This is a genomic window from Aureivirga sp. CE67, from assembly GCF_015767245.1.
Taxonomy (GTDB): domain Bacteria; phylum Bacteroidota; class Bacteroidia; order Flavobacteriales; family Flavobacteriaceae; genus Aureivirga.
Map to the genome: position 1 here is coordinate 142,989 of NZ_JADOTV010000004.1, position 18,945 is coordinate 161,933.

Genomic DNA, 18,945 nt, shown 5'->3' on the forward strand with positions numbered 1-18,945 from the left:
GAGGTTAGTTTAAAAAAACAGGCTTGAGTGGTCAGCTCAAACCTGTCATATGATTTTTAGTTTATACAGCTACATCATACTCACGAAGAGCATCATTTAGCGAAGTTTTTTTGTTTGTTGACTCTTTACGAGTTCCGATAATTAAAGCACAAGGAACGTTGTATTCTCCTGCAGCAAATTTCTTAGTGTAACTTCCAGGAATTACCACAGATCTTGGAGGAACATATCCTTTTCTTTCTACTGGCTCGTCTCCTGTAACGTCAATAATTTTTGTACTAGCAGTTAATACTACATTTGCTCCTAAAACAGCTTCTTTTCCAACACGAACTCCTTCAACAACGATACATCTAGATCCGATAAAAGCATCATCTTCAATGATTACTGGAGCAGCTTGTAAAGGCTCTAAAACTCCACCAATTCCAACTCCACCACTCAAGTGAACGTTTTTACCAATCTGCGCACAACTTCCTACAGTTGCCCAAGTATCTACCATTGTTCCTTCAGAAACATATGCTCCGATATTTACATAACTTGGCATTAAGATAGTACCAGAAGAAATATAAGCTCCATGTCTTGCAACAGCATTAGGAACTACACGAATTCCTTTTTCTTTATAGTTAGTTTTTAAAGGAATTTTATCGTGATATTCGAAAATTCCAGCTTCTAAAGTTTCCATTTTTTGAATTGGGAAATAAAGAACTACAGCTTTTTTTACCCATTCATTCACTTGCCAATCATCACCATTTGGTTCCGCAACTCTTAATTCTCCGCTATCTAATAAATCAATAACTTTTCTGATAGCATCTTGAGTCTCAGTAGAACTTAATAATTCTCTGTTATCCCAAGCATTTTCAATAATGTTCTGTAAGTTTTTCATCAGTTATATTAATTTGAAGCAAAGATAAAAAAAATGAGTTGTAATAGTAGAGAAGTCAAGGAAAAGCAACAAATTGATTAATTTGTAAAATAATATATTTTTTAAGTTAAATTATTTAGTCTTTTTTATGTATTGAATGGAAAGCTTCTCTTGTCAAATCTTTTCTACTTTTTCCAAAAGTTTTAAAATCCAAACTATCATTTGCCTGAATATTTGTAGCAAAATAATAGATGTCATTTTTGTCTGAAATAGAACCTACATACCAACCATTATAAATATTATTATGATGTGATAATCCAGTTTTTGCTTTTATTGTGGAAGCTATATCTGAATTAGATACTTGCATAATAGCATTTAATTGGTCAAAAGTTTTTTCTGAAATAGGTAGTTTTTTTTCGAATAAACGAGATAAAAACTCAATTTGCTCCATTTGTGAAATCTTAGAATTACCTACTAACCAAAAATTGGTAAGATTTTCTTCAGAAACATCCATTCCTGGATAATTTATTTTTTTCAAATATTGATTCATTCTTTTTTCTCCAATTCTTCCTGCAACTTCTTGATAACACGGAACACAAGAAACCTGAAAAGCTTCTTTTAAAGTCAAATCTTTTTCCCAAGATTTGAATCTTCTTTTCTCTCCATTCCATTTAAAAACAGTGGTGTCAGAGATTACTCCAGTTTCTAAACCAATGATTGTGTTTGGAATTTTGAAAGTAGAAGCAGGGAGATGTTTTTTCTTCGTCCACTTAAAATTATTGGAATAAAAATTAACAGAATTCGGATGGTAAAATAAAACCGAACCTTCAAGATGAAGAGAATCTAAAGTATTTTCAATAGTAGTATTTGAAATGGGATTGTAAATGTTTTTTTGTTTAATAGTTTCGTTTGTTTTATTTTTTTTAGGAGTTTCACAACTTAATAAAATTAAATAAATTAAGAATAAATAATAAAAAGTATTTTTCATTTGGTTGGTTTTTTAAGGATTTAAACGAATCAAAATTAAATAATTTAATTGTTGGTAAATCGGTTTGAATAAACTTTTTTGTTAAGAATTATTCCTTTGATGGTTATTTTATTTTTAAGTCATAATTTGCGGCTCAATTATTGAAAATAATTCTCCAAACTATAATTTTAATGAAACTTAAGAAAGCAAAACTTATTCGAAAATCGCATCGTTATTTAGGACTCTTTTTAGGAGTTCAATTTTTATTTTGGACTATAAGCGGACTTTATTTTAGTTGGACAGATATCGATGAAATTCATGGAGATCAATTCAAAAAAGAAAATGTAGAAAAAACGTCTTTTCAGGATTTAATCTCTTTTGAAGATTTAAACATAAATAATGGAATTAAATCTGTTGAGATTATCGAAATTGACCAGAAACCATATTATTGGATTAATAATAAGCAACTTTTTAATGCTGAAAATGGAAAAATAAAATCAGGTATCTCTGAAGAAGAAGCTATAAAAGTTGCAAATAGTCGTATTATAGAATCTTTAGAAATAAAAGAAGTAAATGAATTGACAGAAGTTGGGAAACATCATGAATTTCGTGGTAGAAAACTTCCTGTATTTGCAATTTCTTACAAAGGTAAAGATAACGTGACTGCATATGTTTCAAAAATAAATGGAAAATTTCTTGGTGTACGCCATGATAATTGGCGAGTCTTTGATTTTTTATGGATGACACATACCATGGATTTTGAAGGAAGAGATAATTTCAATACCCTAACACTTCGAATATTTTCTTTATTCGGGCTTTTTACAGTAATAAGTGGTTTTTGGCTTTGGTTTATATCATCTCCGACTATTAGAAGATTTAAGAAAAACAGAAACTAAATATTTTTGAGGAGAAGAAAAATAATAAAAATAAAAAAAGCATCTGACAATCGAGTAAGATGCTTTTTTCGCTGTATCAAATAAATATTAATGAATTATAATTTTTGAATGTATAGATTTACCATTCGATAAATTCACTTTTAAGAGATAAATTCCAGAATCAAAAGATCTGACATCATAAGTTGTTTCTGAAATAGGTTGTTCTATCGTTTTTGTATGAATTAGTTTTCCTTTCAAATCGTAAAATTCGAAATTGGCTAAAGAATTATTTGCTTTAATTTGAATAAAATTCTTTGTAGGGTTAGGAAATATTTTTACTAATTCCTCAATATGTTCATGTTTTATAGGTTCTTCTACATTTAGAGGTAAGAACTCAGGTTTTGTAATGTAAAGTTCTGTTCCATTTTCAATTGTAGAAGCTGCAATATAAAGATTGTATTTTGTTTTTCCTAAATCTTCTATTTTAATTGAATTATTTGTATACTCATTATTAGTAACAATAGGAGTTCTTCCATCAAGAAAATCTTCTTCACTATTATAAAACCACACTTTGTCAGGGTAATTTTCGTTTATATAAACTAGATAATCTTCCAAGCATAAAATACTTTTGATGTCATTCGCTTCATTTTCTACAATATCTAATAGTTCTACACCTTCATCGTCCACTTTCCAAATTTCTTTCGTATGATCTTCATTTGGACCTATTGTAAAAAATATACTTTCTCCACATTCTATAATAGAAGTAATTTTCTCCAATTCTGAATCTATGATTTCAAAATTTAAATGTGTTCCTTCTTCTGTTCCATTTGTTTCATAAAGTTGAATAATGTCATTTGAATAATCAATAATTGAGAAATGTAATTTATTATCAGAACTTATTAGAGACTGTTTGATTCCTGAAAAACCTGTATCAAATGTATGAATCAAATGTTTTGCTTCATTTTCCCAAGAATAGATATGTCCTAAAAAACTAGAACCTACTTCGTTTTGAAAAAGTAATAATTTGTCATCCAAAGCTCGTAAGTTTTTATTATTTACATCGTTTGAAAGTTCCACTGTACCAGCCGTAGTTCCGTCGCTTTTCCAAAGAGAATTTAAACCTCCGTATTTTGATAAAAAGTAAATTTGATCTTCAAAAACTGTAATGTCAAATGGATTGGTATTTTCTGAAATGTCAATGGTTGAAACTGCATAAGTTCCTTGTTCTGTACCATCCGTTTTCCAAAGTTGTTTTCCGTTTTCTCCATCTGTTGCAGTAAAATAAAGCGCATTGTTCCAATAAGTAAATTGTTCTTGATCTTCTTCAATAATCATAGAAGAACCATTTTCAGGATGGATATCCTTTAGTATTTCTGAAGTATTTGTCGAAAGGTTCGTTTTCCAAACTTCTTTTCCGTAGTCTTCGTGATTTTTTACAAAGAAATATTCATCATTAAGTTTTACACTATTTTTTTCAATAAAAATCGAAGCTTCTTCAAGACTAGTTTCTGTTTCTCCACATGAAAAAATATCTTGTAATAAATGTCCATAATGATAACCTTCGAAATAAATTTTATCATCAGTGCTTATTAAAAACTCCGGGTCGCTTCCAGCAGCAACAGAGGTTTCTATACTTAATTTTGTCCCGAAAATAGTTCCGTCTGTTTCCCATATTTCGATTCCAGATTCGTATGTATAAGCATTAAAAAGAGTTTTTCCTTCAAAAGTAAAAAACTTGGTTCCTGTTACAGCTTTAAGATGACTTGCAAATTCATAAGTTCCTGTAGTAGTCCCATCAGTAGTCCAAAGAGTTTTTGCAACATTGCTTTCTGGAGAGTTTTTAGAAAAGAAAAATAATTTATTGTTTAATTCATCTACATGAAACCTATCAATATATATCCCTTTTCCTTCTTCAGGATTTATGTCTTTTACTAATTGTGTTCCGCTTTCAGTTCCGTTTGTTTTCCAGATTTCTTTTCCATGCTCACCATCATCCATATAGAAAAATACTTGATTGTTGAACTCTGTCATTTCTACCTCCAAAGAATCATAAGTTAATGTACCTACTTCATCATTTTCAAAAGTGTAGATATTTTGAGATTCTTCTCCGTTTTCACTGATTTTCCAAAGTTGGATTTCGTTATTTCTTGCCTGAAGAAAAATTAAATCTTCATTTAGAAGTGTACCATTTAAAATACTTGGAGTATATTGAATATTTCCGTCAAAATCTTTAACTAAAGTTGTTCCAGCAGTTGTACCATCACTTTTCCAGATTTCTCTTTTAGAAGTTTCATTTTTTCCTACAAAATAAAAATAATCTTCTCCTTTAATCACATTCATATATTGATACTCATACGATTCTGAATTTGCCCAGGAGTAAACAGCTGCGGTTCCAAGCTCTGTTCCGTCTGTTTTCCATAAGCTATAACCAATCCCGTCCAAGAGTCCAGTGAAAAAATACAATTCACCATTAAATATGAATTTATTATAGCTTTGCTGATCAGTGATTTTATAAGTTACTTCAGAGATTCCGTTGGTAGCCCAAGTTCCGTCTTCTTGTGAGAAAATAATTCTGTTATTGAAAGCAATTAAATCCTGATGTTGACCTAAAAAGATATTATCATCAACATCTGTAACGATTTCGGTTCCTTCACTAGTTCCGTCGCTTTTATAGAGACAATAATCAAGGTTTTCATTTCGTCCTACAAAAAAAAGCGTATTATCAAGCATTGTTAAGTTATTTGGTTTAGATCCATCACTGTCAGGGATGATATCTTTGACCAATCGAGTTCCTTCTACTGTTCCGTCCGAAAACCAAAGTTCTCTAGAATTGCTAGTATGTCCGCTTGGGTAGGGACCATGATAGCCTGAAAAGTAAAAACCATTATTACATTTTGTAATGTGTAGTGGATAAAGTCCAGCTCCTTTGTTAATTTCAATGAGTGTTGCAGTAAGTTCTTGTGCATTACTATATAATGTTAAAAAAAGAAGCAGAAATAAAGTTAGGGGGGAATGATATTTCATACTTTATTATTTGTAAATTTATTGTAAATGTATGAAATAGAAGTTAAAATAAATAAGAATAATTTTAAATAAAAGTTAAAAAATGTCTTAAAACATATAAAACGTTTATTAAAAACAATCTACATGTTAATAAATAATTACCTTTTAGGTTGATTTTTATTTTGATCAAATATTTCTTGATAAATTTTAATTATTATACTAGTTTTTACAAAAAAAAGCACCCTACAAAAAGTAAGATGCTTTTTAAATAAATTCGTAAAATATTTTTTTGGAGTAATTATCAATCAGGGTCAATATTTATTACATCACAAATTCCATTTTACTTTTTCACACTAAAAACTAGAATCAAAGGCAAATGAATTAGATTCCGGTATAATTACTTGGCGTAATTACTTTTAATTCGTTTTTTATTTCGTCTGAAACTTCTAAAGTATCGATAAAGTTCGCAATAGAAGTTTGGTTGATTGTTTCGTTTGTTCTTGTCAATCCTTTTAGAGCTTCGTAAGGGTTTGGATATCCTTCTCTTCTCAAGATTGTTTGAATCGCTTCAGCAACAACAGCCCAATTATTTTCTAAATCTTGTGCAAACTTCGCTTCATTGATTAATAATTTATTTAATCCTTTTAAAGTTGCAGCAAATCCGATCATTGTGTGTGCCAAAGGAACTCCAATATTACGTAAAACTGTAGAATCCGTTAAATCTCTTTGTAATCTAGAAATTGGAAGTTTTGCAGCCAAATGCTCAAAGATTGCGTTTGCAATTCCCATATTTCCTTCCGAGTTTTCAAAATCAATTGGGTTTACTTTATGTGGCATTGCAGAAGAACCAACTTCTCCAGCTTTGATTTTTTGCTTGAAATAATCATTAGAAATATACGTCCAGATATCTCTGTCTAAATCAATGAAAATCGTGTTGATACGTTTTAAAGCATCAAAAGTAGCAGCAATATGATCGTAATGTTCGATTTGTGTTGTTGGGAAAGAGTGGTGTAAGTCTAAAATATCTTCTACGAAATGCGTTCCGAAAGCTTTCCAGTCTGTTGTAGGATATGCAACTTTGTGTGCATTGTAGTTTCCTGTTGCTCCACCAAATTTTGCAGCAAAAGGAATCGTCATCAACTGCGCCATTTGCTCTTGAATACGAACGATGAAAACCTCAAATTCTTTTCCAACACGCGTTGGAGAAGCTGGTTGTCCGTGTGTTCTTGCAAGCATCGGGATGTCTGCCCACTCATCAGCAAGTTCTTGTAATTTTGCTAAAACATCGTTTAATGCAGGAATATAATCTTGCTCGATAGCATCTTTTAAAGAAAGCGGAATTGCCGTATTGTTGATATCCTGAGAAGTCAATCCGAAGTGGATAAACTCTTTATATTTTTGTAAGTTTAAAGCATCAAACTTTTCTTTGATAAAATACTCAACTGCTTTTACATCGTGGTTTGTTACACTCTCGATGTCTTTGATTTTTTGTGCATCTTCTGCAGTAAAGTTTTTATAAATCTCTCTTAAATCGAAAAATAAAGAAGCGTCAAAATCTTCTAATTGTGGTAAAGGAATTTCGCAAAGCGCGATAAAATATTCGATTTCTACTTTTACTCTGTATTTGATTAAAGCTTCTTCCGAAAAATAGTTTGCTAAGTTTTCTACTTTTCCTCTATATCTACCATCAATTGGCGAGATTGCGTTTAGTTTTGTAAGTGTCATTTTTCTGTTGTTGTGTTGAAAAGCAACAAAAATAATTATTTCTGTTAAAGTGGGGTGGGTTTATTGGATTTATTTAGTTAAGTTTTCCTGGGTTTAGGTATTCGAAATTATAAACTATGGAATTAAAACTATTTTCCTTTGATTTATCATAAAATTTTTTAAACTCAAGAAACTTATTGTCATGTTTCATTAAATGACTCTTGTTATTCAAATATCTTTCAAAATCGAGTAAGTCTACGAAGACTGTTTTTAAAATATCATTTTTTAGATGATAAGTTTGTTTATTTGAAGTTTTAATTATTAGAAATTCTAAAAATTCTGTAGTTACGTTTTTTGGTGTTTGAAAAAATTCCTTAAAGATAAAAGGTTTTAATTTTGAATAAATTATATTTTCTTTATTTGTGAAAAGATTAATTAAATCAAAAAAATCTTGATTTAATTTATTTTCTGCATATGATCTTCTAATATGTGCTAATCTCAATTCAATTGTTTGCTCTTCAGATAATATATTTGAATATTTATTATTATCAATATATTTTAAAATTTTACTGTTGATATTATAAGGCATATCATACCTTTTAAAATACTTTTTAATAAAAGTAGAATAATTTTCTGTTGAAGAAAATAAACTAGAGATATCTTCATTATAATTTATTTTTTCAACAAAAGAATTTATTACTTTTTCTTCTTTTATACATAAATAATGAAACCCCCTAATTAAATGTTCAAAATCATCTAAAGTTTTATACTTGTAATCATTAAAATGTTTGATAATATTATTCAATTGTCCATCATTTAACCAATTTTGAATATAAAATTCAACATTTTTACTCTTGAATTCCATATGAAATTGTTCCTTTGATAAAGAATATATTTTTTGATTACTTGAAATATATTTAAATAATATTTCACTTCTATTTATACTATTTAAATTTTCTTTATTTAGATGATTCTCATCTGGAAATATTCTGAATAATAAATTTTTAATTAATATTTTGTTTTTTTCGATATTTAACCTTTCATCTAATATACTTTGTTTATCTAATGATGAAAATGAATTTGTTTTATCATCTAGAAAAACATATTCAGATTTATTATGAGTATTTAATGTTAGTAAAGGGAATGGATGTGAAAATATTTCATTATAAATTTGTAAATATTTTATTTTCAGTAGAGATATATTTAAGATATCTATAATAAAAATTTCAGTTTTAAATTTTTCGTAAATAATAATAAATGTATTTAAAAACCTCGAAGCATCTCTTAAATTATTTAAATACCCAGAATAAAACGTTCTTGATATATTATTTTCTGTTCTTACTGCAGATGTCTGTAAAGAATAATTATTTAAATCATTATCATCTTGAATTAAAGGAAGTAAGTGTTTGTTTAAAAATAATTGAATTTTCTTGATATCAAACTTCGGCAAAGGAACTTCCAACTGAAAAATCTTCTCCAAATAATTTTCATGTTTGTCATTAATTTCTTTTACAGCTTTTAAAACATATTCCTTATCATAAGCAACAATAAAAAAAGTATTTCCAAAGTTTGCGGTATTTCTGATGATTCTTAAAACTTCTACAACTTCTGCTTTATCCAAACGATCTAAATCATCTATAAAAATGAATATTTTTTTGTTTAAATCTTTAATGATTGTGTTGATGTTGTCAAACTCCTCTTTTGCAGTTTTTGTAGGAAATAATAAAGTTTGAAGTGGTTTTGCAAAACTTTTTATGGATTTATGTTTACTATCTACAAGAAGCTGTAAATATTTATTGATGTCATGAGAAAGTTTGGAATGATAAGGTTTTAATTCTTTACTAAGTGTTTTAAAGAAATCTTGTGTGATAAATTCGGTCCCGTTATGCAGCCAAGGATTAAATTCAACAATAATTGCATCTTTTTCATTTTCTAGTTTCTCTTGAATCATATTTAAAAAAGAAGATTTTCCGGAACCCCATTCTGCAACAACTCCAACAGCAAAAGAACTATTTTCTGTTTTTGTATGAATTAATTTTTCTGCTATTTGTTTTGCGAAATCTTTTCTCCCTAAATCATCATCTTTTTCATTTTTAATTGGATTATCAGAGTAAAAGCCTTGATTATTTTCTTCAATTACTGTATGAAGTTTTCCTCCAAAAGAATCAATTATCTTTTTATAATTATTTGCGATGAAACCAATAAATCCAACTCCAAAAATGAGAAATAAAATATCAAAATATACAAGAGATTCAAAACCATGCGTATTTTCAAAAGCCCAAAAATCTCCATGAAATCTTTCATAAAAAAGAATAGAAAGCAAAACTAAACTAATCCAAAAAGCATCTTTAGAATATTTATAGCCACGAGAAATTTTTAGATAAAAAGAAAGAAGAATAAAAAGAATAATAGCTATGAAAACACCATCAATCCAATAAGAATTCTCAATTTTATCAATAAAACCTAAAACAATATTTTTGTACCAAAACTCAAAAATTGGTTCTCGCAACACTATATATAATCCAGTGAAAATAAAAAGAAACTTATATTCTAAACAAAAATCATATAACCTTTTTGTATAACTATCCTGACTCATAGAAATCTAAAATTTTAACAAATATAAATAGATTATTTGCGAATATGTTTAAATATATAGTGTAAAAATCGGTATTGATAAAAAAATATGTAAATTATTTATATCTTTACATTGCTATTTAAATAACCTCAAACAAAAAATATGAAAAAACAATTACTTTTTGCAATGATGCTTATGGTATCATTTTTCAGTTTTAGTCAATACAAGCCACTATTAGAAGAAGGAAAAGTCTGGATTTATTGTTCAGAAGGTTCAAGTTGGGGATTTGAAGAAGGTTCTGAAAATATTTTAACATTTTATGGTAGAAGTATAAAAGTGTTTTTAGAAGGCTTTGAAGAATTAGATGGAGTTACCTATCATAAGCTTTATAGGCAGAAATTCTTTCAAGACAAACTTGAAGTTGATTATGATTTAAGCCAAGAAGAAATAGATGAAGCACTTGCGCAATTACCTATTACCTATGAAAACTTATCAGGAGGTGAAATTATAGAACTTATGGAAAATGCTGAAGAGCCAGAGCTGATAGGATATCTTAGAGAAGATGTTGCAGAAAAGAAAGTTTATACAAGGGCTTTTGTACAATATGATAATGAGAGTGAGCAAACATTATCAGAAGAATATGTTCTTTATGATTTTAATATGGAAGCAGGATCTGTTTTTTATCCACTATATTATTGTCCAGATGGAGTAGACGCAATTGAAGGAGGAGGTATTATTGATGACTATGAAACCATTATAGAAGCGAAAAATATCGTAAATATTAATGGTCAAGATTTGATTGAATATAGTAATATAAATTGTTCGGAAATTTCTGGTGCTTTTGGAGGAGTGAAATTTATAGAAGGAATAGGAAGTACAAATAGTTTATTACCTTCACTTCCTTTTGAATCTTATACATTTCGAAAAGATAATTCAGTTTTGGAAACATTTGGAGAGATATTTACCTGTAATGAAGGAAGGTTGTCTTTGGTTATAGAAAACGGCGAAGCATTTTATAATCCTTCAGGTTTTACTTATGTTAATTATATTCTAAGTACGGAAGATATAGAGTTAGAGCTTGATAATATTGAAGTTTCTCCAATTCCAGCTTCAGATTATGTTCAAGTAAAAGCTTTTCAACAAAATTTATCTTTTGAATTATTTGATATTAATGGAAGAAAATTAAAAGTATTTAGAGAAAAATCGAATTCGGATTATTCTTTGAATATTTCACATCTTGAAAAAGGAGTTTATTTCTTGAAAATAACGAATGATGATAATACTTCAATTACTAAAAAAATAATGAAACAATAATAATTCGAAAAGAGCTGATCATTTGATTAGCTCTTTTTTTAACACTAAAAAAACAAAAAAATATGAAAAAACAACTACTTTTTGCAATGATGCTTATGGTATCATTTTTTGGTTTTAGTCAATACAAACCACTATTAGAAGAAGGAAAAGTATGGGTCTATTGTATAAAAGATGTAGATCAGGTGCCTCCAGCAGATGATTTTGATGGTCCAATATATAATCATTATGGTGAATGTTTTAAAGTCTATGCAGATGGCGTGGAAGAATTAGATGGAGTAGAGTATCGAAAAATTTATATGGAGCTTTTTTATCAAGAATCAGTAACTGTAGATTATAATCAGACAGATGAAGAGGTGGAAGAGGCGCTTGCACAATTGCCTGTAACTTATGAAGATTTGGCTTATTCGGAAGTTATAGAAATAATGGAAAATGCTGAAGATCCAGTATTAATTGGTTATATGAGAGAAGATACTACAGAAAAGAAAGTGTTTTCAAAAGTATTTATTAAAGATGAAGATGATGCTGTTGTGCTTTCAGAAGAAAATATGATCTATGATTTTAGTTTAAATGAGCAAGATGTTTTTGAATATAAATCTTATTGTCAAGACGGAGAATTATCTGTTGATATGTCTGAGTTAATTGGGATTACTGAAGAAAATATTAAACTTATAGATAAATCAACAGTAGAGATTAATGGAGAAGAATTGATCCATTTTAACGAGTTTAGAACTGAAGAAGGAAATAAGGAATTTTTGAATTCGAAAAATCTAGATATAGAGATTATAGAAAGTATAGGAAGTGATAATAATTTAATGCATCCATTTTCTTTCGATTTTTCATTTGTCAGATTAAATACACAGGAAAATGGGTTTGAAAGATGTAATTTTGGAAAACTTATGTTCGTTTCAAAAGACGATGAGGTGATTTATAATCCATCAGAATTTGATTATAATAATTTAATTTTAAGTACAGAAGATGTGCAGTTAGAATTAGAAAGTATTGAAGTTTCTCCAATTCCAGCTTCAGATTATGTTCAAGTAAAAGCTTTTCAACAAAATTTATCTTTTGAATTATTTGATATCAACGGAAGAAAATTAAAAGTATTTAGCGAAAATTCGAATTCGGATTATTCTCTAAACATTTCACATCTTGAAAAAGGAGTTTATTTCTTGAAAATAACGAATGATGATAATACTTCAATTACTAAAAAAATAATGAAACAATAATAATTCGAAAAGAGCTGATCATTTGATTAGCTCTTTTTTTTGATAAAAAATAATATGAAAAAACTAGTGCTTTTTATTTCGATATTTATGCTGTCTTATTTTAGTTATGGCCAATATAAACCATTACTAGAAGAAGATAAAGTCTGGGTATATTGTGAAGAAAGATTGGATGTTTATTATTCAGGTGAAGGTACGGAACCACATAAATCTTTTTACGGTAAATGTTTTAAAATATATTTGGATGGAAAGGTGGAATTGGATGGAAATGAATATTATCAAGTGTTTATGCAAGTTTTTTATGAAGAAGGTGTTTATATAGATTATAATCTTTCAGAAGAAGAAATTGCAGCAGGGTTGGCACAATTACCTGTGACTTATGAAGATTTAGAAAGCTCGGAGATTTTAGAAATTATGGAAAATGCAGAGGAACCTATCCATATTGGACTTATTCGTGAAGATGTAGAAGATAAAAGAGTTTTTTCAAGAGTATATACTAAAGATGAAAATCAGGATACTTTTTTGACTTCAGAACTTTTGATTTATAATTTTAATTTGAATGAATTGGAGGTTTTTGAAAATAATTTCTATTGTCAAAATGGAGAGCTTTCTGTAGATATGTCTTTTCTAGTAGGTATGGAGTATGATGAGAATTTAAGAGCTGTAAACAAAGAAACGATTACTATCAATGGAGAAGAATTAATCCATTTTGAAAAATTTGAAACAGTAGATGGCGTAGAGCTTTTGAATTCTAAAGGAGAAAATATTTCCTTTATTGAAGGATTTGGTAGTGATAATAATTTACTGCATCCATTTTCATATGAATTTTTTTATTTGAGTAAGGATACAGAAAACGAATCTCGAAGAAATGAAAGTGAGAGATGTAATTTTGGAAAGTTAATGTTTGTTTCAGAAAGCGGAGAAGTTGTTTATAATCCATCAGAATTTGCACATAATAACTATATTCTAAATATAGAAAATCAAGAAGTGTTTTTGAAAAATATTGAAATTTATCCAATTCCAACTTCTGATTATCTACGAATAAAAGCAGTGCAACAAAACTTATCTTTCGAATTATTTGACACCAACGGAAGAAAATTAAAACTATTTAGCGAAAAATCAAATTCGGATTATTCTTTAAATATCTCACATCTTGAAAAAGGAGTTTATTTCTTAAAAATCACAAATGAAAATAATATTTCCATAACTAAGAAAGTAATGAAGCAGTAAAACAGATTTGTGAATTTTCTACAAAATCGAAGATTTTCAAAAGTCTTTCATAATGAGTATAGTATTTTAATTACGTTAATAAATTCCGAATCCTTGTAGGAATTTTAGTAATTAAAATACGGTTTTTTGACCTTGTTGTCAAAAAAACACCTTTTATGAAAGTGTCCTTTTTTGGTTCGTTTTTTGGACAAGCAAAAAATGAACAAGAACGTGAATCTGATTTGAAAATTGGCTGTGTTTTCGAAAATTTAATTAGAATTTGATAATCCTGCTCTTGAGAGGATTTAGTGATGTATTTAATATACAACGCAATATTTTTAGAAGTTTAAAAGATGTATTTTAATTAATCTCATTATAACAATAAACTCTAACACCGCCTTTCCAGGTTTCTAAAACTTTAATATCTCGCATATTCTGATATGGATTTGTTATTTCTAAAGGATTTTGTTCTAAAATCACATAATCAGCAAACTTTCCATTTTCTAAAGAACCAACCCAATGATCAGCATGACATTGCCAAGCAGCATCGATAGTAACAGCTCGTAGAGCACATTCTGGAGAAATTCTTTCTTTTGGATTTAAAACATTGCTTTCAGAAATCTGTGGAGAATTCGGACTTGCTTCCATAATTCTTGTAATCGCTTGTTCCATTAATCGTAAACCTCCGATTGGAGTTACGCCAAAATCACTATGAAGTGAGATTTTTAGAAAATAATTCAAAGCGGAACGACATAAATCTAAAGTTTCCGCTTTTTCTTTAAAAATAGCATTTCTAAAAACAAATCCCCAGTAGCCAACATGTCCAATTAGAAAACTTGGAGAAAGATTTAAAGCGTGCATTCTCTGTAATTGATTTTGATTTAAGAGAGAACAATGTTCGATTCTATTTCGAAAATCTTCTGGATTTTTATCCACTAGAGCGAATTCATAAGCGTCAATTGTTTGTTTTAAAGCTTTATTTCCGTTTGCATGAATCATCATAGACCAGTTTTGATCCAAACAACTTTTGACTATCTGATGAAATGTAGGAACATCAAAATTAAACTTTCCGAAATTATTTTCTGGTTCACAACAAAAAGTTTCGGATTGAAACCCAGTTAACCCTTGATTTGCTCCATCAGAGATTAGTTTAATATTCGCAATATAACCATCGTAATAATTTGTAATAGGTTCAAATTCTCCCATTTTCTCAATGTCTTCAAGCGTAAAACAGACTTTAGCTCCACCAAAACGAACAGGGATTTCATTTTTTTCTAAATAATCACTTAAAAACAAAACAGAAATATCCTGTAAAGCTGCATCGTATAAAAATGTAACTCCTTTTCGTGCTGCTTCTTCAAAAGTTTTGGAAACATATTTTGAAACATTTTCAGCAGCGAATAATACTTGACTTTCAGGAATTGCTGGAATTAACCATTTCATTTGTTCAGGTTCTTGAAGCAAACCATTTGATTTTTCTTCAAATACTTCGTAATTAGGATAGTTTGTTTTAAAATCTTCATTAACACTATTTGCATTGTAAACATTTTTTAATCCCAAAGTATTTAAATAAATAGTATGCATGGAAGCTGCGATTAGTGCAATTGGGATTTCAGAATCAATCTCGTCAAGTCGGTGATGATTAAAAGATTCTAATTTTGTCAAACTTCCTGGAGTTTGTATCACTTGAAAAGGCATCAAAGACGGGTCTACTTCTTTTCCTAAAAACCATAATTGTTTTTCATCAGAATCTATTTTCTCGATATTTTTAATTTCTTCTTGAATAGTTTCTTTTAAATATTCAAAATCATATTTCGGAATGAGTCTTTGATTTTGAATCCTAGAAAGGTTTTTCCATGTTCCTAAAAAAGCACTTGGAATGATGTGCATATGCGGTTCTACAAAACCAGGTAAAATAGTTTGCTTTTCTTTTAATTCGATGATTTTAAAACTGAAATTTTGATTTTTTAAAGTGTTTAAAACAAATTTTTCAGTTCCGCTACAAAAAACTTTTCCTTTATGAAAAGCAATTGCTTCTACTTTTTGTGTCGTTCTATTTAGGATTGGAATTATTGTAGAATTTTCGCTTTTTGACACATAAACCAAACTAGGTATTTTATGCTCTCTTTTTGGATTAATAATTTCAGCATGGGGCGTTAGGTTTTCAATCATTTTTTGTGTAATCGGATTATGACATCCGCAATGAATACAATCGTGCGTATTTTCTTTTTTCATTTTATTAAATTTGTTTAAAAATTAATTTGAAAAACCATTAAAACCACCAGAAATCGTATTGATTATAGGTCTATCTTTAAAGCTAGTGTTGGTATCATAAGTCAAACTCCCATTAGTTTCTATTTTATAACTATCAATTCTTTCATTCAAAGGATCAATTACATACAGATAATGATCGGTAACAACTAAATCAAGAAAAATATAATATCGAATTGTGTCTTCTCCTTGTATAACAGTGTTTCTCGAAGGTGGGGGAGTCGATTCTGTAACTAGCGGGACTTCTTGTGTGAAGTTTTGAATATTAAATTTAAAAATTTTCCCTTCTGGAGTATTACTCCCATAGAGATAGTTTTTGAGTCGATCTGTTTTAAACCAACAAAGTCCTCGAACTTCAGTATTTTCTTCAGATAATAATATAAGTTTATTGTTTTCATTAATTCTGTAAATACCAACACTTCCAAGCCTAGCTCTTGTGATTGCTACTACATCTTCTGTGATAAAAATAGATCCAAAAGGACGAAGTGCATCATTTTCTTCAATAGAGGTGAATTCTCCGTTTTCATCTAAACTTATAATATATGCTTTGTCAGAAAGTGTTGTCACAATAAGTTTTGTAGCAGAATCATTTATAGAAACATTTACATAACCAATTGCAGAACTATCAAATTGGTGTTTTGCATTCGGAATTGGAGTTAATCCTCCATTTTCATCTATTTTAAAACCTTGTAAGCCACCGAAAAGATGTAGGATATAAACTACGTTTTTAGCACTTGCAATAGAGTTTGGATATTCGAAATCGGTATTTTGTTTTGTTATGAATTCTAATTTGTCGGGATGAATTTTAAAAACAGAAAAAGAAGAATCGAAATTATTTACATTTAATACGAATTTATTATTTTGAGCGAAATTTACAGAGCCTTGCGAACCATTTGGATCTGCGGTTACCCCAAATTCTCTAAACGGATCCAAATTTCCTCCACTTCCTTTTGTACCGTAGCTACCAACAATTTCTAATTTTGAATTCAGGTTTCTATTAAAATAAATAAGTTGATTTTCATCGTTTAAATTATTTAGCATAAAAAAAGCGTCTGAAACGGTTTCATTATTCGTGTGGTTATCATCATCTGAAGAACAGGAAATATTTAAAAAAAAAATTAGTAGAAATAGATAGCAAGGTTTTCTCATAATTTTAAAATTTTAATACTCTGAAAATCCATTAAATCCTCCTGAAATCGTATTTACAATTGGCCAATCACTATAGCCTTTATTTTCGTCTAAAGTCAATGTTCCGTCTCCATGAACAATGTAAGCGTCAATTCTTTCATTTAAAGGATCGATAGCATAAATGCATTCCTTAGAATAAACTAAATCTAGATATAAATAGGGTAAGGTGAAATCTCCTTGCGTCACAGAATTTCTCGATGGAGGAGGAGTAGATTTATAAACTTGTGGAAGTTCATTTTGAAAATTACTTAAATCATAACTATAAACGGCTCCTTGCGGAGTATTTGTTACATATGCAAAACGTTTGTCGTCACTAACACGAAGCCAACAATGACCTCCAGAACCTGAAAGATTTTCACTAAATAAAACTAATTCATTTTCTGAGTTGATATTATAAATTCTAACACTTCCTTCAAAACCATTAGAAATAGCAATGTTTTGATCATCAATAAATGCTGAGCCATATGGCCCGATGTTTTCATCGTAACTTGTTTCGGTAATGGAAGAAAAACCACCAAATTCATCTAATTGAATTACAAAAGCTTTGTTTCTAACAGAAGTTACTACTAAAGTTGATGCAGAAAAATTAATAGAAACATTTACAAAAGGAGTTAGACTACTATCAAATTGATGATTTGCATTTCCGATAGGAGAAACTTTACCTTCCTCATTTAATCGAAAACCTTGTAATCCGCCATCTAGATGTAAAACATAGACAAAACCATTTCTAGTAGCCATTGCATTTGGATAATCAAAATTTGTAAATTGTTTATCTACAAATTCTAATTTATCAGGAAGAATTTTCATTACAGAAAAAGAAGGATCGTTATTATTTACATTTAAAACAAACTTTTTGTCTTCTGTGAATGCTACAGCATCTTGAGAAGTATTTGGATCCGAAACATTTCCAAATCCAGAAACAAGAAAAAGATTTTCTCCTTTTCCAGTAGTCGGATAGCTCCCGATCATTTTTAAAGCATCGTTATTGTCTTTTCTGAGATAAATTAATTGGTTTCCAGCGTTGAGGTTGTTTAAAACAAAGAAGGCGCTTGAAATTTTTTCGTTATCAGGTGGGGTGTCACAACAGTCATCATCATTATTACAAGCAAGAAGTGTAAAAATAATTAATAAGTATAAAAATGAGTTTTTTGGTTTCATTTCAAAATAATTTAATTTTTCACTTATATTAAATTACAATTATTTTGTTGAATATTAAATAGTTGTGTGATTTGTCTTAATAAATTATTACATTTAGGGGAAAAATTAAAAAAACGACAAATAATGGAAGAAAATTCAAATGTAAAAAAAGAAATTGCTTATGAAAATGCTGAATTCAAGCCTTGGGGAATCGATTTAAAACAATATACAATGTTTATGCATTTAGCTCTTTTAACAGGGCTTGTAATTCCTTTTGGAGGTTACATTCTACCTTTAGTAATGTGGCTAACAAATAAAGAAGGAGATGCAATCATTGATGAGCATGGAAAAAACATTGCAAATTTTATGATAAGTATGGTTATCTATGGCTTTGTAGGTTTTATGTTGAGCATTGTATTTATAGGTATCTTCTTGTTGATGGCACTTGGGATTATTGCAATTGTTTTACCAATTATCGGAGCTGTAAGAGCTTCAGAAGGAAAGGTTTATAAATATCCTTTAACAATTCAGTTTTTAAAATAAAGATATTTGTTAAGAAAGAATCCTTAATATTCTGTACTAAATACAGGACGTACAAAAAATCCTTAAAATTAAATTTTAGG

At 28.9% G+C, this 18,945-nt stretch carries 13 protein-coding genes; 5 read left to right on the forward strand and 8 right to left on the reverse strand.

The annotated features are described in order from the left end of the window. Positions 1 to 61 precede the first annotated feature (61 nt). Both I0K12_RS07730 and I0K12_RS07735 read right to left on the reverse strand, forming a co-directional pair. The gene (locus I0K12_RS07730; RefSeq protein ID WP_196886781.1) at positions 62 to 877 is read right to left on the reverse strand and encodes a 2,3,4,5-tetrahydropyridine-2,6-dicarboxylate N-succinyltransferase; all 816 of its coding nucleotides are present in this window, start codon (positions 875 to 877) and stop codon (positions 62 to 64) included. A gap of 115 nt (positions 878 to 992) precedes the next feature. Further along, the gene (locus I0K12_RS07735) at positions 993 to 1,844 is read right to left on the reverse strand and encodes a class D beta-lactamase (protein WP_196886782.1); all 852 of its coding nucleotides are present in this window, start codon (positions 1,842 to 1,844) and stop codon (positions 993 to 995) included. Between the two features lie 170 nt (positions 1,845 to 2,014). On the opposite strand from I0K12_RS07735, the gene I0K12_RS07740 reads away from it, so the two are divergent. Further along, positions 2,015 to 2,719, forward strand: a complete 705-nt coding sequence (locus I0K12_RS07740) for a PepSY domain-containing protein (protein WP_196886783.1) — start codon at positions 2,015 to 2,017, stop codon at positions 2,717 to 2,719. 87 nt (positions 2,720 to 2,806) lie between these two features. Here the strand turns inward: I0K12_RS07740 and I0K12_RS07745 are convergent, their stop codons facing one another. The 3 genes from I0K12_RS07745 to I0K12_RS07755 form a co-directional block, all read right to left on the reverse strand. Continuing rightward, positions 2,807 to 5,722 carry a T9SS type A sorting domain-containing protein gene (locus I0K12_RS07745; protein ID WP_196886784.1) on the reverse strand — a complete coding sequence of 972 codons (2,916 nt, stop codon included), beginning with the start codon at positions 5,720 to 5,722 and terminating at the stop codon, positions 2,807 to 2,809. A 360-nt stretch (positions 5,723 to 6,082) separates the two neighbouring features. Beyond that, positions 6,083 to 7,426, reverse strand: coding sequence for an adenylosuccinate lyase (gene purB, locus I0K12_RS07750; RefSeq protein ID WP_196886785.1), 1,344 nt, complete (start codon positions 7,424 to 7,426; stop codon positions 6,083 to 6,085). Positions 7,427 to 7,499: 73 nt separating this feature from the next. Then, the gene (locus I0K12_RS07755; RefSeq protein ID WP_196886786.1) at positions 7,500 to 10,001 is read right to left on the reverse strand and encodes a P-loop NTPase fold protein; all 2,502 of its coding nucleotides are present in this window, start codon (positions 9,999 to 10,001) and stop codon (positions 7,500 to 7,502) included. A 141-nt stretch (positions 10,002 to 10,142) separates the two neighbouring features. On the opposite strand from I0K12_RS07755, the gene I0K12_RS07760 reads away from it, so the two are divergent. From I0K12_RS07760 to I0K12_RS07770, 3 genes are all read left to right on the forward strand, one after another. Beyond that, the gene (locus tag I0K12_RS07760; RefSeq protein WP_196886788.1) at positions 10,143 to 11,294 is read left to right on the forward strand and encodes a T9SS type A sorting domain-containing protein; all 1,152 of its coding nucleotides are present in this window, start codon (positions 10,143 to 10,145) and stop codon (positions 11,292 to 11,294) included. Positions 11,295 to 11,356: 62 nt separating this feature from the next. After that, positions 11,357 to 12,520, forward strand: a complete 1,164-nt coding sequence (locus I0K12_RS07765) for a T9SS type A sorting domain-containing protein (protein ID WP_196886790.1) — start codon at positions 11,357 to 11,359, stop codon at positions 12,518 to 12,520. A 54-nt stretch (positions 12,521 to 12,574) separates the two neighbouring features. Beyond that, positions 12,575 to 13,747 (forward strand): T9SS type A sorting domain-containing protein, encoded by a 1,173-nt coding sequence (locus tag I0K12_RS07770; RefSeq protein ID WP_196886792.1) that lies wholly within the window; start codon positions 12,575 to 12,577, stop codon positions 13,745 to 13,747. 339 nt (positions 13,748 to 14,086) lie between these two features. Here I0K12_RS07770 and I0K12_RS07775 read toward each other — a convergent pair whose 3' ends face one another. Genes I0K12_RS07775 through I0K12_RS07785 form a run of 3 tightly spaced genes read right to left on the reverse strand, consistent with a single transcriptional unit; the run spans position 14,087 to position 18,343 of the window. Continuing rightward, positions 14,087 to 15,961 carry an amidohydrolase gene (locus I0K12_RS07775; RefSeq protein ID WP_196886794.1) on the reverse strand — a complete coding sequence of 625 codons (1,875 nt, stop codon included), beginning with the start codon at positions 15,959 to 15,961 and terminating at the stop codon, positions 14,087 to 14,089. Positions 15,962 to 15,982: 21 nt separating this feature from the next. Continuing rightward, positions 15,983 to 17,146, reverse strand: a complete 1,164-nt coding sequence (locus tag I0K12_RS07780; RefSeq protein WP_196886796.1) for a hypothetical protein — start codon at positions 17,144 to 17,146, stop codon at positions 15,983 to 15,985. 12 nt (positions 17,147 to 17,158) lie between these two features. After that, positions 17,159 to 18,343: a hypothetical protein gene (locus I0K12_RS07785; RefSeq protein ID WP_196886798.1), complete on the reverse strand. Its 1,185-nt coding sequence runs from the start codon at positions 18,341 to 18,343 to the stop codon at positions 17,159 to 17,161. A 123-nt stretch (positions 18,344 to 18,466) separates the two neighbouring features. Between I0K12_RS07785 and I0K12_RS07790 the strand changes: the two genes are divergently transcribed. Continuing rightward, positions 18,467 to 18,865 (forward strand): DUF4870 domain-containing protein, encoded by a 399-nt coding sequence (locus I0K12_RS07790; RefSeq protein ID WP_196886800.1) that lies wholly within the window; start codon positions 18,467 to 18,469, stop codon positions 18,863 to 18,865. Positions 18,866 to 18,945 lie beyond the last annotated feature (80 nt).